Here is a 25793-nt window from a genome sequence, read left to right as displayed (position 1 = left end):
TGATCCGACAGGGTTCACTGAACAGATGGACCCCCGTGTCGCGGAGTTGCCGGAACTGCCTCGACGCCTCGCCGGACCGGAGCCCGGCTGGGCCGAGTCGACCGATGTCGTGGTGGTCGGCTCGGGCATCGCCGGGCTGACCGCCGCGCTGCACCTGCGCGCGGCCGGCCGCCACGTCACAGTGGTCACCAAGGAGAACATCGACGACGGTTCGACCCGCTGGGCACAGGGCGGCATCGCCGCGGTGCTCGACCCGTTCGACACCCCCGAGGCGCATGCCGCCGACACCGAGATCGCCGGCGTCGGCCTGTGTGACCCGGCCGCGGTGCGGGTGCTGGTCGAAGAGGGTCCGACCCGCGTCCGTGAGCTGATGCGGCTGGGCGCCGAGTTCGACCGCAACCAGGACGGGTCGCTGATGCTCACCCGGGAGGGCGGCCACCACGCCAACCGGATCGTGCACGCCGGCGGCGACGCGACCGGCGCCGAGGTGCAGCGCGCGCTGCACGCGGCGGTCCGGCGCGACCCCTGGATCCGGGTGGTCGACCACGCGCTGGTGCTCGACCTGCTCACCGACGCCACCGGCCGGGCCTGCGGGATCACCCTGCACGTGCTGGGCGAGGGCACCGAGGACGGGGTCGGAGCGATCATGGCCCGCGCGGTCGTGTTGGCCACCGGCGGCATGGGCCAGGTCTTCGCGTCGACCACCAACCCCGTGGTGTCCACCGGAGACGGTGTCGCCCTGGCGATCCGGGCCGGCGCCGAGGTGACCGACGTCGAGTTCGTGCAGTTCCACCCGACCGCGCTCTACCTCGGTGGCGGTGACGACCGCCGGGCCCAGCAGCCGCTGGTCAGCGAAGCGCTGCGCGGCGAGGGCGCCCACCTGGTCGACGCCGACGGCAAGCGGTTCATGGTCGGGCAGCACGACCTGGCCGAGCTCGCCCCGCGCGACGTCGTCGCGAAGGGCATCCACCGGGTGATGCTGGCCAACGGCACCGACCACGTCTACCTCGACGCCCGGCACCTGGGCGGCGACTTCCTGGCCCGGCGTTTCCCGACGATCGTGGCGTCCTGCCTGGCCGCGGGCGTCGACCCGGCCACCGAGCCGATCCCGGTCGCACCGGCGGCGCACTACGCCAGCGGCGGCGTCCGCACGGACCTGCACGGTCGCACCTCGATTCCCGGGCTCTACGCCTGCGGCGAGGTGGCCTGCACCGGCGTGCACGGCGCCAACCGGCTGGCCAGCAACTCGTTGCTGGAGGGGCTGGTGTTCGCCCGGCGGATCGCCGACCACATCGCGGGCGACCTGCCCGAGCAGTCCGAGGCGGCGCCGGCGACCGGCGCGGCCTGGGTGCTCGACCCGGGAGTCCGGCCGGCACTGCAACGTGCGATGACCCGGGGCGCCGGGGTGTTGCGCTCGGCCGGCTCGCTGGCCGCCACCACCGGCACGATCGTCGGGCTGGGCGCCACCCGCGGCCGCGCGGCGACCGCGAGCTGGGAGGCGACCAACCTGGTGACCGTGGCCGCGGCGCTGGTCGCCGCCGCCACCGCTCGGGAGGAGACGCGCGGCTGCCACTGGCGCGAGGACTTCCCCGCGGCTCGCGAAGAGTGGCTCGGCCACCTGTTCCCCGCGCTGGACGGCGCCGGGATCCCGACCCTCGCCTGGGAGGCGTGATGTTGCCGCAGTGGATCACCGATGACCTGCGGGCCAAGGGGCTCGACCCGGCCGAGGTCGAGCGGGTGGTGCGCGGCGCCCTGGACGAAGACCTCGGCCCGGCGCACCGCGACGTGACCAGCGAGGCGACCATCCCGGCCGAGCAGGTCGACACGGCCGACGTGGTGGCCCGGGCCAACGGCGTGTTGGCGGGGCTGCCGGTCGCGGCCGCGGTGTTCGCGCTCGCCGGTGCGCGTACACCCGAGATCGTGCTGAAAGCCCGGGACGGCGACGCGGTCTCCGCCGGAGATCTGCTGGCCACCGTGACCGGCCCGACCCGCACCCTGCTCACCGCCGAGCGCACCGCGCTCAACCTGCTCAGCCGCCTCTCCGGGGTGGCGACGCACACCCGCCGGTGGGCGGACGCGCTGGCCGGCACCAAGGCGATGGTGCTGGACACCCGCAAGACCACACCGGGGCTACGGGCGTTGGAGAAGTACGCCGTGCGGGCCGGCGGTGGCACGAACAAGCGGATGGGCCTCTACGACGTCGCCATGATCAAGGACAACCACAAGCTGGCGGCGGGCAGCGTGGCCGAGGCGTACCGCCGGGTCCGGGAGGCCTTCCCGGACGTCCCGGTGCAGGTGGAGGTCACCACGGTCGAGGAGGCCATCGAGGCCGTCGACACCGGCGCCGATTTCCTGCTCTGCGACAACATGTCGACGGCCGTCCTCCGCGAGGTGGTCGCCGCGGTGGGTGACCGGGCGGAGCTCGAGGCCACCGGAGGGCTCACTTTGGAGGTCGCACCGGCGTACGCCGCCACCGGCGTCGACTACCTTTCCGTAGGGGCCTTGACGCATTCGTCACCTATCTTGGACATCGCACTCGATCTTCGCCCGCCGCACCTGAGCCGGAGCTGACCCCACATGCTGCTGTGCATCGACATCGGTAACACCAACACGGTGCTCGCCACGTTCGACGGCGACAAGTTGGTGCACAACTGGCGGATCAAGACCGACGCCCGTTCGACGGCCGACGAGCTCGGGCTGATGTTCCGCGGCCTGCTCGCGGGTGACGCGGTCGAGATCACCGGGGTGGCGGCATGCTCGACCGTGCCGGCCGCGCTGCGCTCGTTGCGCACCATGCTCGCCCGTTACTACGGCGACCTGCCCAACGTGATCGTCGAGCCGGGTGTGAAGACCGGGGTGCAGCTCGCCATCGACAACCCCAAGGAGGTCGGCTCCGACCGGGTGGTCAACACCTTGGCGGCGTACACCCTGTTCGGGGGTCCGTCGATCGTGGTCGACTTCGGCACCACCACCAACTTCGACGTGATCAGCGCCCGCGGTGAGTTCCTCGGCGGCGCGTTCGCGCCCGGCATCGAGATCTCTTTCGACGCGCTGGCCGCTCGGGCCGCACAGCTCCGCAAGGTCGAGCCGACCAAACCGCGCTCGGTGATCGGCAAGAACACCGTCGAATGCCTGCAGTCCGGCCTCTACTTCGGGTTCGCCGGCCAGGTCGACCACATCGTCGACCGGATGACCGAGGAGCTCGGCACGGTGAAAGCGGTGATCGCGACGGGCGGGCTGGCACCAGTGGTGCTCGGCGAATGCCGCACCATCACCCACCACGAGCCGATGATCACGCTGATCGGCCTGCGGATGGTCTACGAGCGCAACGTCGACGCCCGGTAGACGACCGTCTGGTAGGGCAGCGGGAAGGAATCCCGCCCGGCGAGGTCGGGATGCGTCTCGGCGAGGTCGGTCAGTTCCGCCTCGAAGCGTTTCCGAACGTCCGGCTCCGCGGTCAGGTAATAGGAGCGGGTAGTCATCATTTCCACCAGTTGGGCGCCGGTGAGCGACGTCTCGTGGGTGAATTCCCGGTGCTCGACCGCGGCGTACGCGGCCCCGAACGAGGTGGGTCGGTCGTGTTCCTGGTCACCCGCGGCAGTGGTGATCTCGTCGAGTGCCGCGACCCAGGGTTCCCGCCGGTCACGCAGGTTCCAGACGGCGGCGAAATAGCCACCGGGGCGCAGCACGCGGGCCGCTTCGGCGTGTGCCACATCCGGATCGAACCAGTGGTATGCCTGACCCGCGATCACGGCGTCGACACTTCTGTCCGGTAATGGAATGTCTTCGGCGCTGCCCGCCAACGCGGTTCGGCCGTGGGTCGCGGCGGCCAGTTGCGCGCGCATTTCCGGATCGGGTTCGACGGCAGTCACCTCGTAGCCGGCGGCGATCAGGCCGCGGGTGAGTATGCCGGTGCCGGCGCCGAGGTCTACCACCCGGCGTGGTGCCGGTCCGCCGACCGCCCATTCGAGCGCCGCACGCGGATACGGCGGGCGGAATCGGTCGTACTGCACGGCGACCGCGCCGAAGGACAGCGCCTTGCGCTTCTTGGCATCCATCGCGGCGCAGCGTACCGCAGCTATTCGTGACCGACGGCAATGTGTCGGCCACTGCTCCTCCAGCGACGTCAATGGGTGGGCACGATTCGGTGGGCACCCGTACGGGTGGTCGGTACCTCGCCGTCCGCCATCACGACGCGTGCCGGGGTGGTCCGATCCACGAGATTCCGATCAGAGCGTGACGCGCCTAACAACAACTCGCGATCGGCGGGTTCGCGGAGGCCGCGCGCGTGGATGGCGGCTCCGTTCACTGCGGCGGCGCGAATCAACCACGCTCTGTCGTGCAATCGGAAACGCAGTGCCCGGCCCGGGCTGACGAATTAACGAAAAAGCAAGACTCGGCCCTTGATTTTGCCGTCCTATTGACGGATCGCGCGCCGAACGGGCTATTGTGCTCTTGTTTGTGGGAGGGACCGCGCGAAAGGACAACGGCCCGTGGCCAAGCAGATCATTCACAAGCTGGTCGATGACATCGACGGTGGCGACGCCGATGAGACGGTGAAGTTCGCCCTCGACGGTGTTCAGTACGAGATCGACCTCTCGAAGAAGAACGCCGACAAATTGCGTAACGCAATCGCGCCCTACCTGGCGGCCGGCTCCAAGGTTGGCCGGGGCGGGGTTGTGGTTGGCGGGCGCGCGGCTCGTGGTCGTGGTGGTGCTGCCGCCGACCGTGAGCAGAACAAGGCCATTCGCGCCTGGGCAAAGAAGGAAGGCAAAGACATCTCCGACCGGGGCCGGATCCCGCAGGAGATCGTCGACGAGTACCACGCGAAGGCCGGTCGTTAGGCAGGAAACGCTCGCTGGGCGGGGGCTCCTCCCTGTCGGCCGCACCACGCGGTCGGCCGTCCCCGCCCCGGCCGGCGCTTTAGGCGTTTGTCCGGGTTTGTGGGCCTGATACCGGTCCTCTGTCACACCGAACGCTCTTGATCTTCATGAATCACAACCTCGTCGTGTTCGCTCTGCGCGTAGACGTTCCTACCCGGGAACACCCGATAAGCGTGCAGAGTTGGCAGATACGTCGCGGACAGGGGTCAGTCCGGCGCGCACGGCCGTAGCTGACCGCGCCCGCGGCGATAGAGTGAGGGTGCGCAGGCGTCTTCCCCAGGCGACTGTGCGTTGGTTCCGCCAAGTCGCTGGTCCGGCCAGACTCAGGCGCACGGCACGTGAGGAGCACGAGGGCATGTTCGAGCGGTTCACCGACCGAGCGCGACGGGTTGTCGTCCTGGCTCAAGAAGAAGCCCGGATGCTCAACCACAACTACATCGGCACTGAGCACATCCTGCTCGGCCTCATCCACGAGGGTGAGGGTGTCGCGGCGAAGGCGCTGGAGAGTCTCGGTATCTCCCTGGAAGGCGTCCGCCAGCAGGTCGAAGAGATCATCGGCCAGGGTCAGCAGGCGCCGAGCGGGCACATCCCGTTCACGCCGCGGGCCAAGAAGGTGCTCGAGCTTTCGCTGCGCGAAGCGTTGCAGCTCGGTCACAACTACATCGGCACGGAGCACATCCTGCTCGGGCTGATCCGTGAGGGTGAGGGCGTCGCCGCCCAGGTGCTGGTCAAGCTCGGCGCCGACCTCAACCGGGTCCGCCAGCAGGTCATCCAGCTCCTCTCCGGCTACCAGGGCAAGGAGCCGGCTGCTGCCGGCGCCACCCCGGGCGAGGCCGCGCCGTCGACGAGCCTCGTGCTCGACCAGTTCGGCCGCAACCTCACCCAGGCCGCCCGCGAGGGCAAGCTCGACCCGGTCATCGGGCGTGAGAAGGAGATCGAGCGGGTGATGCAGGTGCTCTCCCGCCGCACCAAGAACAACCCGGTCCTGATCGGTGAGCCCGGCGTCGGCAAGACGGCGGTCGTCGAGGGCCTGTCCCAGCGGATCATCAAGGGCGAGGTGCCCGAGACGCTCAAGGACAAGCAGCTCTACACGCTTGACCTGGGCGCGCTGGTCGCCGGTTCCCGCTACCGCGGTGACTTCGAGGAGCGCCTCAAGAAGGTGCTCAAGGAGATCCGCACCCGCGGCGACATCATCCTGTTCATCGACGAGATCCACACCCTGGTGGGTGCGGGTGCCGCCGAGGGCGCGATCGACGCCGCCTCGATCCTGAAGCCGATGCTGGCCCGGGGCGAGCTGCAGACGATCGGCGCGACGACGCTCGACGAATACCGCAAGCACCTCGAGAAGGACGCCGCGCTCGAGCGCCGGTTCCAGCCGATCCAGGTGGGTGAGCCTTCGCTGGCGCACACCATCGAGATCCTCAAGGGCCTGCGCGACCGCTACGAGGCGCACCACCGCGTGTCGATCACCGACGCCGCTCTGGTCGCCGCGGCGACGCTCGCCGACCGCTACATCTCCGACCGCTTCCTGCCTGACAAGGCGATCGACCTGATCGACGAGGCAGGCGCCCGGATGCGCATCCGCCGGATGACCGCGCCGCCAGACCTGCGTGACTTCGACGAGCGGATCGCCCAGGTCCGTCGCGACAAGGAGTCCGCGATCGACGCGCAAGACTTCGAGCGGGCCGCGCAGCTCCGCGACAAGGAGAAGCAGCTCCTCGGGCAGAAGGCCCAGCGGGAGAAGGAGTGGAAGGCCGGCGACCTCGACGTCGTCAGCGAGGTCGACGACGAGCAGATCGCCGAGGTCCTGGCCAACTGGACCGGCATCCCGGTCTACAAGCTGACCGAGGAAGAGACCGCTCGACTGCTGCGCATGGAGGACGAGCTGCACAAGCGGGTCGTCGGCCAGGAAGACTCGGTCAAGGCCGTGTCCAAGGCCATCCGGCGCACCCGGGCCGGCCTCAAGGACCCGAAGCGCCCGTCCGGCTCGTTCATCTTCGCCGGCCCGTCCGGTGTCGGTAAGACCGAGCTGTCCAAGGCGCTCGCCGAGTTCCTCTTCGGCAGCGAGGACGCGCTGATCCAGCTCGACATGTCGGAGTTCCACGACCGCTACACGGTGTCCCGCCTCGTCGGTGCGCCTCCCGGCTACGTGGGCTACGACGAGGGCGGCCAGCTCACCGAGAAGGTGCGCCGTCGGCCGTTCTCGGTGGTCCTCTTCGACGAGATCGAGAAGGCCCACCCGGACGTCTTCAACACGCTGCTCCAGATCTTGGAGGACGGTCGCCTGACCGACGGTCAGGGTCGCATCGTCGACTTCAAGAACACGGTGATCATCCTGACCACCAACCTGGGCACGCGTGACGTCGCCAAGGCGGTCTCGCTGGGCTTCCAGGCGTCGGAAGACTCCGAGTCGAACTACGAGCGGATGAAGCAGAAGGTCAACGACGAGCTCAAGCAGCACTTCCGGCCTGAGTTCCTCAACCGGATCGACGACACGATCGTCTTCCACCAGTTGACCGAGATCGAGATCCTTTCGATCGTCGACATCATGATCCAGCGCATCGAGACCCAGTTGCGCAACAAGGACATGGGCCTGGAGTTGACCGACAACGCCAAGAAGTACCTGGCGAAGAAGGGCTTCGACCCGGTGCTGGGTGCCCGGCCGCTGCGCCGCACCATCCAGCGCGACATCGAGGACAACCTGTCCGAGCGGATCCTCTTCAACGAGCTGAAGCCCGGTCAGATCGTCGTGGTCGACTGCGAGGGCGACCCGGAGAACGTCGAGAAGTCGAAGCTGGTGTTCAGCGGCGCTGAGAAGCCGGCCGAGGTGCCCGATGCGGTGCCGGCCGACCTCGGTGCGGCCGAAGCCACCGACTGACAAAGTGCGATAGCGAAAGGCCCGGCGCGAACGCGCCGGGCCTTTTCGTTCATCCGCCGCTGGGCAGGGCGAACAGATCGTCGGGGAGCGGATCCACCAGGCCGTCGTCGATCAGCCCCCGCAGGGCGCGGTCGCGCTGAGTCTCCTCCGGCCAGACGACGTCCAGCCGCGCCCGCGGCACCGGCCCGACGGCTTCCCGGAGCACGGCCAGCAGCAGTCCACGGACCTGGCGGTCCGTGCCGGCGTAGGTCTGCGGGCGGCGGCTGGGCCCGTCCAGCGCCGGGCGACCGGCGGCCCGCCAGGCGCAGCGCTCGACCATCGGGCAGATCGTGCAGCGCGGCGACCGGGCCACACAGACCACAGCGCCGAGCTCCATGAAGGCGGCGCTGGCCCGGGCCGCCACGGCCGGCTCGTCCGGCAGCAGGGCAGCGGTCGCGACGAGGTCGGCCGGGCGCGTCGCGTGCCCGCCGTCGGCCAGCCCGTCCACCGCCCGGGCGACGAACCGGCGGACGTTGGTGTCGACGACCGGCTGCCGCTGCCCGTACGCGAAGGCGGCCACCGCTCGTGCGGTGTAGGCACCGACACCGGGCAGCGCCAGCAGCAGGTCGAGGTCGTCGGGAACCACACCGGCGTGCCGCTGCGCGATCGCGGTCGCGCACTCGTGCAGCCGCAGCGCCCGGCGCGGGTAGCCCAGGCGGCCCCACATCCGGATCGCCTCACCTGGCTCGTCAGCGGCCAGCGCGGCGGGCGTAGGCCAGCGGGTCAGCCACGCCTCGTAGGCCGGCAGCACCCGAACGACCGGCGTCTGTTGGAGCATGACCTCACTGACCAGGATCGCCCAGGCACCGGCGTCCGGATGCCGCCACGGCAGGTCGCGCGCGTTGGCGTCGAACCAGCGAATCGCGGCGGCGGCGACGCTTTCCTCGGCCATGATGAGCGATCCTGCCACGCCGCGCGCCGACCTCCGTACGGGGTGGGAATCGGGCAGACTCTCTCGGGTGGAGGAGCTAGCGATCACCGTCCTCGGCCGTGACCGACCCGGCATCGTGGCCGACGTCGCCGGCGTGCTGGCCGGCCTCGGCGCCAACCTCACTGACTCGACGATGACCCGGCTGCGCGGGCACTTCGCGATGACCCTGGTCTGCACCGGCCCCGACGCCGCCGACGTGGAGGCGGCACTGAACCCGGTGGCGGTGCGCGGCCGGCTGCTGGCCACGGTGCGGGCGGTCGGGCCGGAGGAGAGCACGGAGCCGACGGGGGAGCCCTACGTGCTCAGCGTGCACGGCGCCGACCGGCTCGGCATCGTCGCCGAGGTGACGCGGGTGGTGGCCGACGCCGGCGGCAACATCACCGATCTGACCACCCGACTGGCCGGCCCGCTCTACGTGCTGGTCGCCGAGGTGGAGCTGCCACCGGGCACGGCCGAGTCGACCGAACGGCGGCTCACCGAGGTCGCGACCGGGCTCGGCGTCGACGTCGTGCTCCGCCGTGCCGAGTCCGATGTCCTGTGATGCCGGCGTGAGCCTCGTCGACTGGCTCACGGAGCTCGCCCAGCCCGGCCAGGTGCGACCGGTCGTCAGCGCGCCGGATCCGGTGCTCGCCCGCGACGGGGAGGTCGTGGATCCGACCGACCCGTCGGTGGTCCAGCTCGCCGCCGACCTGGTGGCCACCATGCGGGTCTCGCCGGGCTGCGTCGGTCTCGCGGCTCCGCAGGTGGGCGCGTCGGCGCGGGTGTTCGCGGTCGACGTGACCGGGCACCCGAAGGCCGTGACGGTGCACGGCACGTTCGTGCTGTGCAACGCGACGGTGGTCTCGGCGAGTCGCTGGCGCCCGGGCCGTGAGGGCTGCATGTCCGTGCCCGACCTGACCGGCGACGTGAAGCGGGCCAGCCGAGTGGTGGTCGAGGGAGTGTTGCCCGGCACCGGCGAGCCGATCCAGCTCACCACAGACGGTTTCGAGGCCCGTGCCCTGCAGCACGAGATCGACCACTGTGCGGGGTTGCTGTTCCTGGATCGGGTGGCCGGCGCGCACGCGCTGTATCAGCGGAAGGTCTATCTGTAAACGACCCCTGCGAGCCGCGAATGTCACGCGGCGCGTCGCCACTATTGGAACGGCACACACCGATACGGTGATCCCATCATGCGACTGACGGTTGGCCCCCTGCCTTCCGCCGTCTACTGGCGGCGTCGGGCAATCGTGCTTGGTGCGGCCGTCGTCGTCATATTCCTGATCGTGCAGTCCTGCTCCGGCGGAGACGCCAGCTCCGTCGGCAACGGCAAGAACGGCCAGAGCAGCGCGCCGGCCGCCGACCCCAAGCCGACCGTCACGATCCTGCGCCCGCACAGCGATCCGCCGGAACAGGCGAGCACCCCCCAGGACGAAGAGCCGCCGCCGACCAACCCGGCACCGCGTACGGGCGAGGCCGCACCGCCGCCCGACGACGGCTCGTGCACCGACGCGGAAATGCTGATCACGCCGGTGCCCGAGGTGACGACGGCCGCCCGTGGCTCGATGATCGCGATCCGCCTGCGGATCAAGAACACCGGCAAGCGCACCTGCAGCCGCGACGTCGGCGCCGACCAGCAGGAGCTCTACATCAAGAAGGGCGCCGCGAAGGTCTGGTCCTCGGACACCTGCGGCAACGTCAAGGGCAGCGACGTGCAGCCGTTCACCCCGAACTTCGAGCGCGAGTACCGGGTCGACTGGAACGGCAAAGACGTCAGCAAGTGCGCCGACAACCTGGCCGACGGCCCGGTCCCGGCGGCCGGCGACTACCAGGTCTTCGGACGCCTTACGACCAAGACCAGCAACCCGGTCAAGCTGACCCTGAGCTGAGGCCGGTCAGCGCCGCGCGTCAGACGTAGCGCTCCAGGATGGACGCCTCGGCGAGCCGGGACAGACCCTCACGGACACCCCGGGCGCGGGCGTCGCCCACCCCGTCGACCGCCTGTAGGTCCTCCACGGTGGCGCCGAGCAGGCGCTGGAGGCTGCCGAAGTGGTCGACCAGGCGATCGACCACCGTGCCGGGCAGGCGCGGGACCTTGGCCAGCAGGCGGAAGCCGCGCGGGCTGACCGCGGCGTCGAGCGCGTCGGAGGCGCCGGGGTAGCCGATCGCCTTGGCCACGGCCACCAGGTCGATGAGCTCGGCCGAGGAGAGCAGGTCGAGCTCGACCAGCCCCTCGTCGAGGGTGCGGGCCCGCCGGCCGGACGGCAGGTAGTCGCGGATGACCAGGGTGCGGTCGGCGTCGACGCCGGCCATCAGCTCGTCGAGCTGGAGGGCGAGCAGCCGGCCGTCGGTGCCGAGCTCGACCACGTAGCCGGAGATCTCGTCGGCGATGCGGCGGACCATTTCGAGCCGCTGCACGACCGCGACCGCGTCGCGGACCGTCACCAGGTCTTCGATCTCCAGGGCGGACAGCGTGCCGGAGACCTCGTCGAGGCGCATCTTGTAGCGCTCGAGGGTGGCCAGCGCCTGGTTGGCCCGGGACAGGATGGCGGCCGAGTCGTCGAGCACGTGCCGGTGGCCGGCGACGTAGAGGCCGATGATCCGCATCGACTGGCTGACCGAGATCACCGGGAAGCCGGTCTGCTTGGCGACCCGCTCGGCCGTGCGGTGGCGGGTGCCGGACTCTTCCGACGGGATCGACGGGTCGGGCATCAGGTGCACGGCCGCCCGGACGATGCGGGTGCCGTCGCTGGAGAGCACCACGGCGCCGTCCATCTTGCACAGCTCGCGCAGCCGGGTCGCGGAGAACTCGACGTCGAGCGAGAAGCCGCCGGTGCAGATCTCCTCGACCACGTTGTCGTGGCCGAGCACGATCAGCGCGCCGGTGCGGCCGCGCAGGATGCGCTCCAGACCGTCGCGCAGGGCGGTGCCCGGCGCCATCAGGGCGAGGTTGGCGCGCAACGGGTCAGCCGCGACGCTGCCGGCCGGCACCGGACCCGTCGGTGCGGACCCGACGGCCCGCTGCTGGGGTGCGCCGGCGACACCAGCGCGGCCCGGCAGGCTCGCGCCAGCGGTCTTGTTGGGATCGCGGTCGAACGGCACGGGCAACAGTCTACGGACCGTCATGAACTCGCTGCGGTCACGGTTGGGCGCCGGGGCGCCCAAGTCGGCCTTCGTGGGCCAAACCCGGCCGGCATTATGGTGTTAATCGGGCGAATTGCCGCGCGTTATTCGGCGGAGAACCGGGCCGCCCACTGCAGCGCCGTGGCCAGGTCGCCAACCTCCTCGACGCGCAACCCGGGCGCGGCGACCCCGGTCTTGGCCGGGCCGCAGTCGGGGGGCACGAGGGCGTAGCGGAAGCCCAGCCGGGCCGCCTCGGCCAGCCGGCGGGGGACCGCGCCGACCCGGCGCACCTCACCGGTCAGCCCGACCTCGCCGATCGCGGCCAGCCGGGGTGAGATGGCCAGGTTGAGCCCCCCGGACGCGACCGCCAGCGCCAGCGCCAGGTCGGCTGCGGGCTCGGTGACCCGGATGCCGCCGACGGTGGCCGCGAACACCTCGCGGTCGTGCAGGGTGAGCTGCTTGGTGCGGGTCTGTAGGACGGCCAGCACCATCGCCAGCCGGGCGCTGTCGATGCCGGAGACGGTGCGCCGGGGCGAGCCGGGCACGGCCGCACCGATCAGCGCCTGCACCTCGGTCACCAGCGCCCGCCGGCCCTCCATCGCCACGGTCACGCAGGTGCCCGGGACGGCTTCGGCGTAGCGGGTGAGGAACATGCCGGACGGGTCGGCCAGGCTCGTGATGCCCGACTCGTGCATCTCGAAGCAGCCCACCTCGTCGGCCGCGCCGAACCGGTTCTTCATGCCGCGCACCAGCCGCAGCGCGGAGTGCTTGTCGCCTTCGAAGTGCAGCACCACGTCGACCAGGTGCTCGAGCACCCGGGGACCGGCCACCTGGCCGTCCTTGGTCACGTGGCCGACCAGCACGGTGGCGATGCCGCGCTCCTTGGCCACGGAGACCAGGGCCGCCGTCACCGCGCGGACCTGGGTCACCCCGCCCGGGACACCCTCACCAGCGATCGAGATGGTCTGCACCGAGTCGAGCACCAGCAGGCCGGGCTTGACCGCGTCGAGATGGCCGAGCACGGCCGCCAGGTCGCTCTCGGCCGCGAGGTAGAGCCGCTCGTCGAGGGCGCCGATCCGCTCGGCCCGCAGCCGGACCTGGCTCACCGACTCTTCGCCGCTGATCACCAGCGAGGGCGTCTCGCCCGCCGCCGCCCAGCGCTGGGCCACGTCGAGCAGCAGGGTCGACTTGCCGACACCGGGCTCACCCGCGAGCAGCACGACCGCGCCGGGCACGAAACCGCCGCCCAGCACCCGGTCGAGCTCAGAGACGCCGCTCGGCCGGGCCTTGGCCGGCGCCGCGCTGATCGTGGCGATCGGCCGGGCCGGCTCGGACGGCATGCGGGTCGCGACCACCTTGCCGGCCACCGCGGGACCCGTGGTGGCCTCGACGACCGAGCCCCACTCACCGCACTCGGGGCAACGCCCGAGCCACTTGGGCGGCTGGTGACCGCAGGCGTCACAGACGTAGGCCGGCCGCGCGGCCGCTCGGGTACTCACCCGCGGAACTTATCGCGGTGGTACGACAGGTCAGCTCTCAAAGGGCGCGACGTCGGCCTCGTGGCCTTCGTCGGGAACCACCTTCGGGCCGCGCGGCAGCGGCGAGAGCGGCACCGCCAGCCCGGCGTTGGCGGTGAGCTGCTGGCCGTTGAAGTCGAACACCACGGGCACCGAGTTGCCGTCGTTGAGGTCCCCGGTCAGCCCGGTCAGCAGCAGGTAGCTGCCCTTCTGCTGGTTGAGCTGCACGAAGCCGGCCGGCGGGATGGTGATCTCGGCGGGGCCACCGACCTGGGCCGGGGCCGGCGGCGCGGCCGGAGCGGTCGGCGTCGGCGTGCCGGTGGCACCGGCGCTCGGCGTCGCGGTGGCGGCCGGCTGCACGACCGGGCTCGGCGTCGCACTGGGGTTGACCAGGCGCACGGACTCCGCGGCCGGGCTGCTCACCCGCACGGTCACCGGCGAGTTGGTGTTGTTGTAGAGCGCCAGCGCGAGCCGCGCGTCGGACCCGGTGGGGTAGCCCTCCACCTTGAAGTCGACGGTCATGTTGCGCACGCTGTAGGTGCCGCCGTTGGCCGCGTTGAGGTCGGCGTCGATGCCGTCGATCGCCGGCACCGTGTCGGCCGTCGACGAGGTCTGGCCCGAGCCACAACCCGTCAGCAACAGGCTCGCGGATGCTGCCACGGCCAGGCCGGCGAGCAGCACCGCGCGACGGCGGGTCCCGAACTTCGAGCGCGTCACGTCGCTCCTCCTCGCAATGCGTCTGGTCGCGGCCGGGCCGCTCCGGCAGGCCGCGCTCCAGGGTAGTGGGACGTGATCCGCCGTGGACGATCGACCCGCGAGCAGCGCGCCGCGCGCCCGACTGGTCACACCACGCGACCGCTCGCGACCAGCAGGATGACGTCGATCACGGCCACCGCCATCACGGCCCGGAACATCGCCACCGGGCGGCCACCGCGGACGGCCGCGGCGCGGCCCGCGTACCAGCCGAGGGGCAGCACCACCACCGCGACGAGGACGGCCGCGACGCCGGACCACGACGGCGGACCGGCCGGCCCGGCGACCAGCGCGACGGTGGCGGCGAACAACAGCACGGCGGCGGTGAGCCGGGAGCCGGCCGGGCCGATTCGTTGCGGCAGGCCGCGTACGCCGGTCCGGTCGTCGTCCTCGAGGTCGGGCAGCGCGTTAGCGAAGTGCGCGCCCGCGCCGAGCAGCGCGCCGGCCAGCACGAGCCAGACCGGTGGCGCGGGCGAGCCGGGCAGCGCGACCACCACGAAGGCCGGGAGCAGACCGAAGGACACCGCGTACGGGAGCACGGAGAACGGCGTCAGCTTCAGCGGCCAGTTGTAGAGCAGCGCCGAGACCAGGGCCGTGATCATCAACAGCGCGGCGGGGAAGCCGGTGGTCAGCGCGACCAGCACGCAGGCCACCGTGGCGATGAGCCCGCACCGGCCGACCAGCACGCGGTCGATCGCGCCGGTGGCGACCGGCTTGTCGGCCCGCCCGACCGCGCGGTCCCGGCCCGCGTCGAGCCAGTCGTTGACCCAGCCGATCGCGAGCTGGCTGGCGAAGATCGCCCCGGCCGTCTTGGCGATCCCGGCGGCGTCGTGGCCCACACCCCAGGCGAGCAACGCGGTGACGGTGGTGACCGCGACCGCGGGCTCCGGATGCGAGGCGCGCACGAGCGCCCGGAACGAGCTTGGCATGACCCGAAGTCTGCCGGTTCGTCAGTGGTCGTGCCAGGCATGACCTGCCTGTACCGTTTGGGAAATGCGGCTACCGCGGCCTCGGAACGACCCGCGCCAGTACCACGACCTCGCGGGCGAGTGGTGGCGGCTCGACGGTCCTTTCGCGATGCTGCACTGGCTCGCCGAGGCCCGGGCCCGGCTCGTGCCGCCGGCCGCCGAGCCCGGCGCCGTGCTGGTCGACGTCGGCTGCGGTGCCGGGTTGCTCGCGCCGCACTTGCGCGACCACGGCTACCACCACGTCGGCGTCGACCTCGTGCCCTCGGCCCTGGAGCAGGCGGCCAGCCACGGCGTCACGCCGCTGGTGGGTGACGCGGCGGCCATCCCGCTCGCGACCGCCAGCGCGCACGTCGTGGTCGCCGGCGAGCTGCTCGAACACGTGCCCGACCTGCCCGGCACCGTCGCGGAGTTGTGCCGGGTGCTGCGACCCGGTGGGCTGCTGCTGCTCGACACGCTCAACGACACCGCGGTCAGCCGGGTCCTCGCCGTGCACATCGCCGAGCGCATGCCGCGGGCGCCACGGGGCATCCACGATCCTGGTCTGTTCGTGGACCCTGTCCGGCTCACCGGGCTGTGCGCGGGGCACGGCGTGCGCCTGGAGGTGCGCGGCATCCGGCCGTCGCTGCCGGCGGTCGCCGGTTGGCTGGCCGGCCGTTCCCCGCGGCCCGGTCGGCGACGGATCGTTCCCGTCGCCAGCACTGCCGTGCTCTACCAGGGGCGCGGCATGAAAGACCCAATCGCATTGCCGGTAGCCGGAGGTGGCAAGTGGTGAACGCGCTTGAATCGGCGCGCAGGGTCGCGCCGCGGATGGCGGCCCGCGCGGGTGACTACGACCGGGCGGGTGGCTTTCCCGTCGACGACTTCGCCGATCTGCGGTCGGCGGGGCTCTTCGGGCTGATGGTGCCCACCGCGCTCGGCGGTGGAGGCGCCAGCTTCGCCGAGTACACGGCGGTGGCGTACGAGCTGGCCCGCGGCAACGGCGCGTCGGCGCTGGTGTTCAACATGCACGCGTCGGTGACCGGGGCACTGGGCGCGGTCACGGCGGAACTGGCCGACTCGCTGGGCCTGCCGGACAGCGCGCTGGCCGCCCGCGACCGGCTGCTGGCCGACGCGGCGGGCGGTGCCTGGTACGGCGTGGCCATGAGCGAGCGCGGTGCCGGCTCCCGGCTGTCGCAGCTCGCCACCACCTACGAGCAGGTCGAGGGTGGCTACCACCTCAAGGGCGCGAAGACGTTCTGCTCGGGTGCCGGGCACGCCGACGCCTACCTGGTCGCCGCCCGCAGCATCGGCGACCAGTCGGTGGTCTCGCAGTTCCTGGTGGCGGCCGACAGCCCAGGGCTCCAGGTGGAACAGACCTGGGACTCGTTGGGCATGCGCGCGACCTCGTCGCACGACCTGCACCTCGACGTGACCGTGCCGGCCGACCGGCTGCTCGGCGGCATGGAAGGGCTGGCGCTGGTGGTAGCCCAGCTCATGCCGCACTGGCTGATCGCGAGCTACGCGGCCGTCTACGTCGGCGTCGCGCAGGCGTCGATCGACGCCGCCGTCGAACACCTCAACGCACGCAAGCTGACCCACCTGCCGGCGGTGCGGGCCCGGGTCGGCCGCGCCGACGCCGCGGTCGCCGCCGCCCGGCTCGTGGTGGCCGAGGCCGCCCGCCGGGTCGACGAGGAACCTGGGGAGACGGAGACGAACCGTTGGGTGTGGCGCGCGAAGCTGCTCGCCGGCACGACCGCGGCCGAGGTGGCCGCGTCGATGCTGGAGGCGGCGGGCACGTCGGCGACCCGGCGCGGCCATCCACTCGAGCGGCTCTACCGCGACGCCAGGTGCGGCTCACTGCACCCGGCGACCTCCGACGTGTGCGCCGACTGGCTCGGCATCGCGGCGCTGGGCGGCGACCCGGACCACGACGGATCGGCTCCTCGGTGGTGACCATCGGCGGCATCGGGCTGGCGTTGCCGCCAGGTGCCAAGCAGACGGAGCTGTGGGACGGCTATTTCCGGGAGCACTTTCCGGCCTCCGCCCGTCCGCTGGCCGAACGGATCTTCGCGAACGCGGGCGTGGTCACCCGGCAGGCGTGCGTCAACCCGCTGATCGAAGACGTCTCCGACTGGCCGACCGCGAAGCGGATGGAGCGCTATCTGGTCGAGGCGCTGCCGCTGGGCAAGGAGGCGGTGAGTCGGGCGCTGATCGACGCGGACATGTCGATCGACGACATCGGGCTGTTCGCGGTCTGCTCGTGCACCGGCTACGTCACGCCTGGCCTCGACATCCTGCTCAGTCGTGACCTCGGCATGGCACCGGCGACGCAGCGGCTGTTCATCGGGCACATGGGCTGTTACGCGGCGCTGCCCGGGCTCGGTGCGGTCAGCGACTACGTGACCGCGCGGGGCCGGCCCGCGCTGCTGCTCTGTGCCGAGCTGACCGGCCTGCACATCCAGCCGTCGACGACCCGGTTCGACACCCAGCAGATCGTGGCGCACGCGCTGTTCTCGGACGCGGCGGCCGCCGTGGTGGTTCGGCCGGACGGTCCCGGTTATCAGCTGGCCGAGGTCGCCTCGGTCACCGACACCGCCACCGCCGACCACATGACCTGGGACGTCACCGACCTGGGCTTCCGGATGGGTCTGTCGCCGAAGGTGCCGCAGGTGCTCGCGCTGCACGTGCGGACCCTGGTCGACGACCTGCTGGCCCGGCACGGGCTGAGCCGCGGTGACGTGGACGGCTGGGCGGTGCACCCGGGCGGGCCGCGCATCCTCAACGTGGTCGAGCGGGAGCTCGAGCTCAGCGTCGAGCAGATGGCCGCGTCGCGGGAGACGCTGGCCGAGAACGGCAACTGCTCCTCGCCGACCGTGCTGCTGATCGTGGAACGACTGCGGAGGCGGGTCCGCCCGCCCGAGCGGATTGTCACGCTCGCGTTCGGGCCGGGCCTGACGCTCTACGCGTCGCTGCTGTTGAGAAACGCCGGCTGAGACGACGACACCGGCCGGCGCGAACGCGCGCCGGCCGGTGGCCTCAGTGGGACGGCCCCCGAGTGGAGCGCGCGTGGGACGTGCGCTCGGCCCGCCGAGCACGGGTGATCCGGGCGAAGAGCCGCTTGCGGTCGGCCTCCGCGATCAGCTCGCGCTGGTGGTCGTGGGCGAGGGTGAGCAGGAACTCCGGGTTCTGATACATCATGCGTCTCCTTGAACGGTCTGCCTTGATGTATCAATCTTCGGCCGCGACGGACCCATGGACATCGGGAGCGATTCCCTAACTTGCCGGCCCGCGGGTGCTTACAAGGGTCCTTACGCCGGCCTAGGCATACCTAGCTAGCGGCTCGGTAGAAGCGCGAGATCCGCGGCGTACGCGCTGCTGGGTGTGGCGCTGTCGACGATCGAGGTGATCTCGCCGGAGCGGGCCACCAGGGCGACCGGTGTGGCCGTGCCGGACGTCGAGGCTTCCAGGAGCGGGGCGAGCCCGCCGGCCGGGTCGCGCAGCCGGCGCACGGTGGCGTTCACGGGCCCGGGCAGCGTCGCGGTCGAGGCCGGCGGTGCGGACGCGGTCGGCGGGGGAGCGGACGCGGTCGGCGGTGACGCACTGTTCTTGCCGACGCTCACGGCGACGACTGCCACCCCGGCCGGTGCCATGCCCGCGATCGCGGTGGCGCACGGGCAGTCGTCGGCGAGGATCAGCACGGCCGGGAGCAGCGACCCCAGCGGCACGGTGTTGCCGGCTTCGTCGAGCAGGTCGACCGCGGGCACGGTGCGGGTCAGGCTGGTCGGGGCGGCCCGACCGGACGAGCTCGCGGAGGCCGGGTTCGGCAGGACGCGCCGTTCGTTGGGCCAGGCCGCCGCGAACAGGCTGATCACCGCGGCCAGCAGGGCGGCCGTCATGATCAGCAACGGGATCCGCAGCGACGCCGGCTCGGTCGCGGTGTGTGCGCCGTCGGGCGGGACGCTGCCGCGGAACCCGCCGCCGGCGAAGATCCGGGAGCCGGACCGCGACCCGCCGACGCGCTCCTCGCGCAGCTCCCGCCGGACCTGTGCGGCCTCCTCGGCGAGCTCGGCCGCGTCGTCAGGAATCTGTACGTCAGGAGGCAGCTCCGGAAGCTCGTCGAAAGGCCCGCCGTCACCGCCCATGCCGCCCCCTGAGCCTTTGATCGCGCCCGAAGTCGCGTCTATCTCCAGAGTGGCGTACGAGTCGAACGAACGCCACCGTTCAACCTGAGATGGGCGTGATTGGATCTTGATTTGCGGGCCTGTGTCCATCCGCACCCGGGCGCGCCACGACCCTTGCGGGTTACCCTTAGAGGTGGGAAGCATTCACGTCCGATATCGACGAGGCCCCTGCGGATTGGTAACCCGAAGGTTACTCAGCGTGTTGGAATCGGCCGGCGCGGAGCGTGTCAAGCCTAAGAAAGACCTGTCACAAGCCCTCTGAGCTGCACTAACGGTCAGGACCGGGATGGGACATCGGTGCTCCCGCGTGTTACCCTAGACACAGCGAAAGGGGTTTCGAACCTATGGTTTTCAGTGTCGGCGAGACCGTTGTTTACCCCCACCACGGGGCCGCACTCATCGAGGCAATCGAGACCCGGGTCGTCAAGGGCGAGGAAAAGCTTTACCTCGTTCTCAGGGTCGCTCAGGGTGACTTGACGGTGCGGGTGCCCGCCGAGAATGCCGAGATCGTTGGCGTGCGTGAGGTGGTCGGGGAAGAGGGCCTGGGCAAGGTCTTCGATGTGCTCCGTGCTCCGCACACCGAAGAGCCGACCAACTGGTCACGGCGTTACAAGGCAAACCTGGAGAAGCTGGCTTCGGGCAACCCGCTGAAGGTTGCTGAGGTCGTGCGTGACCTTTGGCGCCGCGAGCGGGAGCGGGGCCTTTCGGCGGGTGAGAAGCGCATGCTCGCCAAGGCGCGCGACATCCTGGTCGGCGAGGTCGCCCTTGCCGAGAAGAGCACCAAGGACGAGGCCGAGATGCTCCTCGACAAGGTGCTGACCGAAGCCTGACGTCCGCTCACAGATCAACTCCTCGCGAGGACCGCGACGTGACCGCGCAGCTCAACCCGCGCGGTGACGTCGCGGTCCTCGTTCCGGCTGCGGGCAGTGGCACCCGGCTGGGTCCCGGCGCACCCAAGGCGCTCCGCCTGCTCGGCGGTGAGCCGCTGCTGGTGCACGCGCTGCGCCGGATCTGCCAAGCGCCCTCCGTCGCCGTGATTGTGGTCGCCGCGCCACCCGACGAGGTGGCCGCCGTGCGGGCCATGCTCGCATCGGTCGCACCCGTCACGGTGGTCGCGGGCGGCGCACACCGCCAGGCGTCCGTCGCCGCCGCGCTGGCCGCCGTGCCCCCGGACGTCCCGATCGTGCTCGTCCACGACGCCGCGCGTGCCCTCGTGCCGCCCGACCTGGTCGAGTCCGTCGCCGGAGCGGTCCGGGCCGGCGCCGACGCCGTGATCCCGGTGCTGCCCGTGGTCGACACGATCAAGGAAGTCGGCCCGGACGACGCGGTGCGCGGCACCGTCGACCGGGCGCCGCTGCGCGCCGTGCAGACGCCGCAGGGCTTCCGCCGGCAGATCCTCGCCGCCGCGCACGCCGCCGCCGTCGACCCGCTGACCGACGACGCGGGCCTGGTCGAGAAGCAGGGGGTACGGGTGACCTGTGTGCCCGGCTCCGACCACGCCATGAAGATCACCCGCCCGTTCGACCTGCTGCTGGCGGAGCACCTGCTGGCCACCGAATAGGCTGCCCGCGTGGAGCTTCCTCGGGTGGGCATCGGCACCGACGTGCACGCCTTCGGCGCGGGCCGCGAGTGCTGGGTGGCGGGCCTCTTCTGGCCGGGCGTCGACGGCCTCGCCGGCCACTCCGACGGTGATGTCGCCGCGCACGCCGCCTGCGACGCGCTGTTCTCCGCGGCGGGCCTCGGCGACCTCGGCAGCAACTTCGGCGTCGACCGGCCGGAGTGGGCCGGCGCCTCCGGGGTGGCCCTGCTGGGCGAGGCCGCTCGGCTGGTGCGCGCGGCCGGCTTCGAGATCGGCAACATCTCGATCCAGGTCGTCGGCGTCCGACCCAAGATCGGTCCGCGCCGCGCGGAGGCGCAACAAGCGCTGGGTGCCGCGGTCGACGCACCCGTCACGGTCTCCGGCACGACGACCGACGGTCTCGGCCTGACCGGCCGCGGTGAGGGGCTGGCCGGCATCGCCGTGGCGCTGCTGCACGGCCGTTCCTGACGGCGATCGACGGGCCTCGGCCTGACCGGGCGCTCGGGGGCTGCCCGGCATCGCCGTGGCGTTGCTGCACGGCCGTTCCTGACGGCGATCGACGGGCCCGGCTCGGCTGAGGGGCCGGCCGCCGTGGCTCAGCTCTACAGCCGTTCCTGATCGTCGCAAGCTACGCTCGGCGCGTGTCGAGCATGGATGCCGATCCGACCGAAGGCCATCTGCGCCGGGCCGAGCTGCTCGCCGACCTGGGGCACTTCGACGAGGCCGTGGCGGAGCTCGACCCGAAGCTCGCCACCGACCCCGAGGACGGCGTCGCGCTGGCCCTGCTCGCCGCGATCCAGCTCGCCGCCGGGCGACCCGAGCCCGCCCTCGCGGCTGCGCAGCGGGCGTTCGCCGCCCACCCGGCCGCCGTCCCGCCGCAGGTGACCGAGGGCGAGGCGCTGATACAGCTACGCCGGTTCAAAGAGGCCGCGGCGGTGGCCGAACGAATCCTCGACGGGGGGCCGGACGACCCGTTCGCCCAGTTGCACGGTGCCGCGATCCTCGGCGAGGCGCGCAACGGGCAGCGCGCCCTCGACGCCGCGTGGCACGCGGTCGCGCTGGCACCGCAGGACGCCAAGGCTCACCTCGTGCTGTCGGGTATCGCCGGCCGCCTCGAGCTCAAGGAGATCGCCGAGCGGGCCCGCGACGAGGCCCTGCGGCTCGACCCGGCGCTCGCGTCCGCAGCCGGCCAGTTGGGCCGCTATGCCGTGCCCCCGCCGCAGGCTCGCGACCTGCGACCCACGCCGGCCACCGCGATCGGCTGGCTGGCGCTCTACGTCGGCGTCTTCACCGTGCCGGTCGCGATGCTGGCAGCGGTGCTGCACCAGGTGCACCCCGGCACGTCCCGGGTGGTCGCGGTGCTGCTCGGCCTGACGGGTCTGGGGTTGGTGGCGCTGTTCGCCACCCGCCTGCCGGGATCGCCGCGCGAGATGCTGCGTGGCGACCGTGCCTCGACCGTCGCCGGCTGCGCGACGGTCGCCGGCCCGCTGAGCGTCATCGTGTACGGCGCCGTCGGCTCACCCTGGGCGGTGGCCGCCGCCCTGGCCACGACCGCCGTGGCGGCGATCGCGGTCGTCTCCCGGATGCGCTTTTAGGCCCTGTTTCAGGACTGAAGCCGGTCCGCGGCGGGCCCAGTCCTGAAACAGGGCCTAGGCCTGCCGTCCGGACCAGGTCCAGGCGTAGCCCGTGTCTTCGCAGGTCAGGGCCGCGTCGCAGAGGTCCAGCGGGCGGAAGGTGTCGACCATGACCGCCAGCTCGTCGAAGTAGTCGATGCCGATCGACCGTTCGGCGGCACCGGGCTGTGGGCCGTGCGTGAAGCCCGACGGGTGCAGCGACATCGAGCCCTGCTCGATTCCGGAGCCGCGGCGGGCCTCGTAGTTGCCGCCGGTGTAGAACAGCAGCTCGTCCGAGTCGACGTTGTGGTGGTTGTAGGGCACCGGGATCGACAGCGGGTGGTAGTCGACCTTGCGCGGCACGAACGAGCAGATCACGAAGTTCGGGCCCTGGAAGGTCTGGTGCACCGGCGGTGGCTGGTGCACCCGGCCCGTGATCGGCTCGAAGTCGTGGATCGAGAACGCCCACGGGTAGAGGTGTCCGTCCCAGCCGACCACGTCGAACGGGTGGTTGGCGTAGACGTGCTTCGTCCAGCCGCGCCGGTGCTGCACCAGCACCTCGACGTCGGTGCCCTCTTCGAGCAGCGGAACGCCCGGACCGCGAATGTCGCGCTCGCAGTAGGGCGAGTGCTCGAGAAACTGGCCGCGCACCGACAGGTAGCGCTTGGGCGGCCCGATATGTCCGGTCGCCTCGATCGCCAGCAACCGCAGCGGCTCCTCGCCAACCGGCACGAGGCGGTGGATCACCGACGTCGGGATGATCACGTAGTCGCCGGCGACCGCGTCGAGGACCCCGAAGGTCGACTCGACCCGCAGCGCGCCGGCCTCGACGTAGAGGCACTCGTCGCCGACCGCGTTGCGGTAGAGCGGGGAGGGGCGCTCGGCGGTCACGTACGAGATCCGCACGTCGTCGTTGGCGAGCAGGTGCGCCCGGCCCAGCACCGGGTCGGCCCCGGCCGTGTCGAGCTTGTGGGTGCGCAGGTGCCGCGGCTTGAGCGGGCGGTTGGGCGTGCGGCTCCAGGCGGGCGGGTCGAACTCCTCGGCGGCCACGATCGCGGTCGGCATCGCACGGTGGTAGAGAAGCGACGAATCAGACGAGAAGCCCTCCTGCCCCATCAGCTCCTCGGCGTACAGGCCGCCGTCAGGCTGCCGGAACTGGGTGTGCCGCTTGCGGGGCACCTCGCCGACGCTGCGGTAGTAGGGCATGTCGACCTCCCGGCCGCGTCCGATAATCGGACGCCATTGTCCGTTTCTTGTAGCGTCCACTAAGTTCAGTAACCGTGTCAACCGATCGCCGGACACCCACCGACCAGCCGTTGATCGCCCCGCTGTTCCATCGGCTCATCGACGACGCGGCGGTGTTCCCGCCTGGTAACGCCGCGCTGCCCGACGCGGTCACGGCACACCGCGAACATCGGGCCGCCTGGTACGCGGAGCTGGTCGGCCCCCTGCTCGTGCCGGCCACGTCGGTCGACGCTCTGACCGGGTTGCTGGACCCGGCCGAGCGGCTAGACATCGGGATCATCGGCGACCTGCCGATCGACCGGCTCGGCGTGCCCGACGACCCGCGCGTGGTGGTACGCCAGATCGAGGCGGCCGTGGCCAAGCGGGGCGAGGACCCGCAGCCCGGCCTCGCCCGCGTGCTCGACCTGGCCGCCCGCCAACCCGAGATAGACGTGTACGCCGAGATCCCGCTGACCTTCGGCTTGCTGGCCGGACTGGACACCATCGCGACGGCCCGGGCGAGCGGAGCCCGGGTGGCGGCGAAGTTCCGCACCGGCGGGCTGGCCGCCGAGCTGTTCCCGACCCCGGTCGAGCTGGCCGCGGTGATCTGCGCCTGCCGCGAGCGGGAGCTGCCGTTCAAGCTGACGGCCGGGCTGCACCATGCGCTCCGGCACGCCGACCCGGAGACCGGCTTCACCCACCACGGCTTCCTCAACGTGCTGGCCGGCACCGCCCTCGCGCTCGACGGCGGCGAGGTGGCCGACGTGGCCGAGTTGCTCGCCGCGATCGACGCCGTGCCGTTGATCGAGCCCGTCCGCGCCCGCCGCCACCAGCCGAGGGGGCTGTGGGTCGGGTTCGGCTCGTGCAGCATGATCGAGCCCCTGACCGACCTGATCAGGCTCGGTCTGGTGAACGGGGGATACGAGGGATGACCTGGGTTCCGGGTGCGCAGGGCTCGCCCTACGGCGTGCACAACCTGCCGTACGGGGTGTTCCGACAGGGCGACCGCCCGGCGCGGATCGGGGTGCGGATCGGCGACCTGCTGCTCGACCTCGACGCCGCCGAGGCGGCCGGGCTGGTGCTCGCCGGAGGCGCGCTGCGCGCACCGACGCTCAACCCGTTCCTCGCCCTGGGCCGCCCGCAGTGGAGCGCCGTCCGGTCTCGGATCACGCACCTGCTCACCGACGCGGGCCACCGCGCCGCGGTCGAGCCGCTGCTGCTGCCGCTGGCCGAGGTCGAGCTGGTCATGCCGTTCGAGGTCGGCGACTACGTCGACTTCTACTCGTCCGAGCACCACGCCACCAACGTCGGCCGGATCTTCCGACCCGACGACGAACCGCTGTTGCCCAACTGGCGGCACCTGCCGATCGGCTACCACGGCCGGGCCGGCACGGTCGTCGTCTCCGACACCCCAGTGATCCGCCCCAGCGGCCAGCGGGCCACCCCAGACGGCCCGGTCTTCGGCCCGTCGACGCGGCTCGACATCGAGGCCGAGGTCGGCTTCGTGGTCGGTGTCCCGTCGGCGCCGGGCGCGCCCGTGCCCGTCGACCGGTTCGCCGACCACGTCTTCGGCATCGTGCTGGTCAACGACTGGTCCGCCCGCGATCTCCAGGCCTGGGAGTACCGCCCGCTCGGCCCGTTCCTGGCCAAGTCCTTCGCCACCTCGGTCTCGCCCTGGGTGGTGCCGCTCGACGCGCTGGCCGACGCCTGGGTGCCGGCACCGGAGCAGAACCCGCCGGTGCTCCCGTACCTGCGCGACGTCCCGCACCTCGGCCTCGACCTCCGGCTCGAGGTCGACTGGAACGGCACGGTGGTCAGCCGGCCACCGTTCGCCGGCATGTACTGGACCGCGGCGCAGCAGCTTGCCCACCTGACCGTCAACGGCGCCTCGGTGCGCACGGGCGACCTCTACGCGTCCGGGACGATCTCCGGGCCGGACCGCTCCGAGACCGGCTCGTTCCTCGAGCTGACCTGGGGTGGCGCCGAGCCGGTCGGGCTCGATGCCGGGGTGAAGCGCACCTTCCTCGAAGACGGCGACACCGTGACGATCAGCGCGACCGCGCCCGGACCGGACGGCATCACGGTCGGGCTCGGCGAGGTGCGGGGCACCATCGTCCCGGCCGGTGCACCACCCCGGTAGGGTGCCCAC

At 71.7% G+C, this 25793-nt stretch carries 26 protein-coding genes; 17 read left to right on the top strand and 9 right to left on the bottom strand.

Annotated elements, in window-relative coordinates:
* The first annotated feature begins 25 nt into the window (after positions 1-25).
* Genes BLV39_RS40050 through BLV39_RS40040 form a run of 3 tightly spaced genes read left to right on the top strand, consistent with a single transcriptional unit; the run spans position 26 to position 3345 of the window.
* Positions 26-1672, top strand: a complete 1647-nt coding sequence (locus BLV39_RS40050; RefSeq protein ID WP_090804359.1) for an L-aspartate oxidase — start codon at positions 26-28, stop codon at positions 1670-1672.
* Positions 1672-2571 (top strand): carboxylating nicotinate-nucleotide diphosphorylase, encoded by a 900-nt coding sequence (nadC, locus tag BLV39_RS40045; protein WP_090804357.1) that lies wholly within the window; start codon positions 1672-1674, stop codon positions 2569-2571. The genes BLV39_RS40050 and nadC overlap by 1 nt, the downstream gene beginning before the upstream one ends.
* A 6-nt stretch (positions 2572-2577) precedes the next feature.
* Positions 2578-3345, top strand: a complete 768-nt coding sequence (locus BLV39_RS40040) for a type III pantothenate kinase (protein ID WP_090804355.1) — start codon at positions 2578-2580, stop codon at positions 3343-3345.
* Here the strand turns inward: BLV39_RS40040 and BLV39_RS40035 are convergent.
* On the bottom strand, positions 3318-4058 hold the full coding sequence (locus BLV39_RS40035; protein WP_090804353.1) for a class I SAM-dependent methyltransferase: 741 nt from the start codon (positions 4056-4058) through the stop codon (positions 3318-3320). The genes BLV39_RS40040 and BLV39_RS40035 overlap by 28 nt on opposite strands.
* Before the next feature lie 435 nt (positions 4059-4493).
* On the opposite strand from BLV39_RS40035, the gene BLV39_RS40030 reads away from it, so the two are divergent.
* Together BLV39_RS40030 and BLV39_RS40025 are read left to right on the top strand one after the other, a co-directional pair.
* A complete protein-coding gene (locus BLV39_RS40030) occupies positions 4494-4844 on the top strand; it encodes a histone-like nucleoid-structuring protein Lsr2 (RefSeq protein ID WP_089255811.1) in 351 nt (116 codons plus the stop codon).
* Between the two features lie 394 nt (positions 4845-5238).
* Entirely contained in the window at positions 5239-7761 is a 2523-nt protein-coding gene (locus BLV39_RS40025; RefSeq protein ID WP_090804351.1) for an ATP-dependent Clp protease ATP-binding subunit, read from the top strand.
* 49 nt (positions 7762-7810) lie between these two features.
* Here BLV39_RS40025 and BLV39_RS40020 read toward each other — a convergent pair whose 3' ends face one another.
* Positions 7811-8692: an HhH-GPD family protein gene (locus BLV39_RS40020; protein ID WP_090804349.1), complete on the bottom strand. Its 882-nt coding sequence runs from the start codon at positions 8690-8692 to the stop codon at positions 7811-7813.
* Positions 8693-8759: 67 nt separating this feature from the next.
* Between BLV39_RS40020 and BLV39_RS40015 the strand changes: the two genes are divergently transcribed.
* The 3 genes from BLV39_RS40015 to BLV39_RS40005 all read left to right on the top strand — a co-directional run bounded on the left by BLV39_RS40015 (position 8760) and on the right by BLV39_RS40005 (position 10596).
* The gene (locus tag BLV39_RS40015; protein ID WP_090804347.1) at positions 8760-9272 is read left to right on the top strand and encodes a glycine cleavage system transcriptional repressor; all 513 of its coding nucleotides are present in this window, start codon (positions 8760-8762) and stop codon (positions 9270-9272) included.
* A 7-nt stretch (positions 9273-9279) separates the two neighbouring features.
* Positions 9280-9822 carry a peptide deformylase gene (locus BLV39_RS40010; RefSeq protein WP_373315304.1) on the top strand — a complete coding sequence of 181 codons (543 nt, stop codon included), beginning with the start codon at positions 9280-9282 and terminating at the stop codon, positions 9820-9822.
* Between the two features lie 78 nt (positions 9823-9900).
* On the top strand, positions 9901-10596 hold the full coding sequence (locus BLV39_RS40005; protein WP_090804343.1) for a hypothetical protein: 696 nt from the start codon (positions 9901-9903) through the stop codon (positions 10594-10596).
* A gap of 19 nt (positions 10597-10615) precedes the next feature.
* Here the strand turns inward: BLV39_RS40005 and disA are convergent, their stop codons facing one another.
* The 4 genes from disA to BLV39_RS39985 all read right to left on the bottom strand — a co-directional run bounded on the left by disA (position 10616) and on the right by BLV39_RS39985 (position 15029).
* Positions 10616-11809, bottom strand: coding sequence for a DNA integrity scanning diadenylate cyclase DisA (gene disA, locus BLV39_RS40000; protein ID WP_090804686.1), 1194 nt, complete (start codon positions 11807-11809; stop codon positions 10616-10618).
* 125 nt (positions 11810-11934) lie between these two features.
* Positions 11935-13329 carry a DNA repair protein RadA gene (radA, locus tag BLV39_RS39995; protein WP_090804341.1) on the bottom strand — a complete coding sequence of 465 codons (1395 nt, stop codon included), beginning with the start codon at positions 13327-13329 and terminating at the stop codon, positions 11935-11937.
* A gap of 30 nt (positions 13330-13359) precedes the next feature.
* Positions 13360-14064, bottom strand: coding sequence for a hypothetical protein (locus BLV39_RS39990; RefSeq protein ID WP_090804339.1), 705 nt, complete (start codon positions 14062-14064; stop codon positions 13360-13362).
* Positions 14065-14189: 125 nt separating this feature from the next.
* Positions 14190-15029 (bottom strand): UbiA family prenyltransferase, encoded by an 840-nt coding sequence (locus BLV39_RS39985; protein ID WP_090804337.1) that lies wholly within the window; start codon positions 15027-15029, stop codon positions 14190-14192.
* A gap of 64 nt (positions 15030-15093) precedes the next feature.
* Between BLV39_RS39985 and BLV39_RS39980 the strand changes: the two genes are divergently transcribed.
* Genes BLV39_RS39980 through BLV39_RS39970 form a run of 3 tightly spaced genes read left to right on the top strand, consistent with a single transcriptional unit; the run spans position 15094 to position 18040 of the window.
* Positions 15094-15840 (top strand): methyltransferase domain-containing protein, encoded by a 747-nt coding sequence (locus BLV39_RS39980; RefSeq protein WP_090804335.1) that lies wholly within the window; start codon positions 15094-15096, stop codon positions 15838-15840.
* Entirely contained in the window at positions 15837-17000 is a 1164-nt protein-coding gene (locus BLV39_RS39975) for an acyl-CoA dehydrogenase family protein (RefSeq protein WP_373315301.1), read from the top strand. The genes BLV39_RS39980 and BLV39_RS39975 overlap by 4 nt, the downstream gene beginning before the upstream one ends.
* Complete coding sequence (locus BLV39_RS39970) at positions 16982-18040, top strand: type III polyketide synthase (protein WP_090804684.1); 1059 nt, start codon at positions 16982-16984, stop codon at positions 18038-18040. The genes BLV39_RS39975 and BLV39_RS39970 overlap by 19 nt, the downstream gene beginning before the upstream one ends.
* 43 nt (positions 18041-18083) lie before the next feature.
* On the opposite strand, the gene BLV39_RS43455 is transcribed toward BLV39_RS39970, so the two are convergent.
* Both BLV39_RS43455 and BLV39_RS39965 read right to left on the bottom strand, forming a co-directional pair.
* On the bottom strand, positions 18084-18245 hold the full coding sequence (locus tag BLV39_RS43455) for a hypothetical protein (RefSeq protein ID WP_176985336.1): 162 nt from the start codon (positions 18243-18245) through the stop codon (positions 18084-18086).
* 134 nt (positions 18246-18379) lie between these two features.
* On the bottom strand, positions 18380-19189 hold the full coding sequence (locus BLV39_RS39965; protein ID WP_090804331.1) for a hypothetical protein: 810 nt from the start codon (positions 19187-19189) through the stop codon (positions 18380-18382).
* 383 nt (positions 19190-19572) lie between these two features.
* Between BLV39_RS39965 and BLV39_RS39960 the strand changes: the two genes are divergently transcribed.
* The 4 genes from BLV39_RS39960 (at position 19573) to BLV39_RS39945 (ending at position 22402) form a co-directional block, all read left to right on the top strand.
* Positions 19573-20058: a CarD family transcriptional regulator gene (locus tag BLV39_RS39960; protein WP_089253673.1), complete on the top strand. Its 486-nt coding sequence runs from the start codon at positions 19573-19575 to the stop codon at positions 20056-20058.
* Between the two features lie 38 nt (positions 20059-20096).
* On the top strand, positions 20097-20789 hold the full coding sequence (gene ispD / locus BLV39_RS39955; protein ID WP_090804329.1) for a 2-C-methyl-D-erythritol 4-phosphate cytidylyltransferase: 693 nt from the start codon (positions 20097-20099) through the stop codon (positions 20787-20789).
* Positions 20790-20798: 9 nt separating this feature from the next.
* Complete coding sequence (gene ispF / locus BLV39_RS39950) at positions 20799-21275, top strand: 2-C-methyl-D-erythritol 2,4-cyclodiphosphate synthase (protein ID WP_090804327.1); 477 nt, start codon at positions 20799-20801, stop codon at positions 21273-21275.
* Between the two features lie 173 nt (positions 21276-21448).
* The gene (locus tag BLV39_RS39945) at positions 21449-22402 is read left to right on the top strand and encodes a tetratricopeptide repeat protein (RefSeq protein ID WP_143050117.1); all 954 of its coding nucleotides are present in this window, start codon (positions 21449-21451) and stop codon (positions 22400-22402) included.
* Between the two features lie 54 nt (positions 22403-22456).
* Here the strand turns inward: BLV39_RS39945 and BLV39_RS39940 are convergent, their stop codons facing one another.
* A complete protein-coding gene (locus tag BLV39_RS39940) occupies positions 22457-23626 on the bottom strand; it encodes a homogentisate 1,2-dioxygenase (RefSeq protein ID WP_090804322.1) in 1170 nt (389 codons plus the stop codon).
* A 113-nt stretch (positions 23627-23739) separates the two neighbouring features.
* Between BLV39_RS39940 and BLV39_RS39935 the strand changes: the two genes are divergently transcribed.
* Together BLV39_RS39935 and fahA are read left to right on the top strand one after the other, a co-directional pair.
* Positions 23740-24576 carry a hypothetical protein gene (locus BLV39_RS39935; RefSeq protein WP_090804682.1) on the top strand — a complete coding sequence of 279 codons (837 nt, stop codon included), beginning with the start codon at positions 23740-23742 and terminating at the stop codon, positions 24574-24576.
* Entirely contained in the window at positions 24573-25784 is a 1212-nt protein-coding gene (gene fahA, locus BLV39_RS39930; RefSeq protein ID WP_090804320.1) for a fumarylacetoacetase, read from the top strand. The genes BLV39_RS39935 and fahA overlap by 4 nt, the downstream gene beginning before the upstream one ends.
* Positions 25785-25793: the final 9 nt, after the last annotated feature.

Source organism: Asanoa ishikariensis (assembly GCF_900107455.1).
Classification (GTDB): Bacteria; Actinomycetota; Actinomycetes; order Mycobacteriales; family Micromonosporaceae; genus Asanoa; species Asanoa ishikariensis.
Note: the sequence above shows the minus strand (reverse complement) of the source record. Positions and strands in the feature narration are given on the sequence as shown.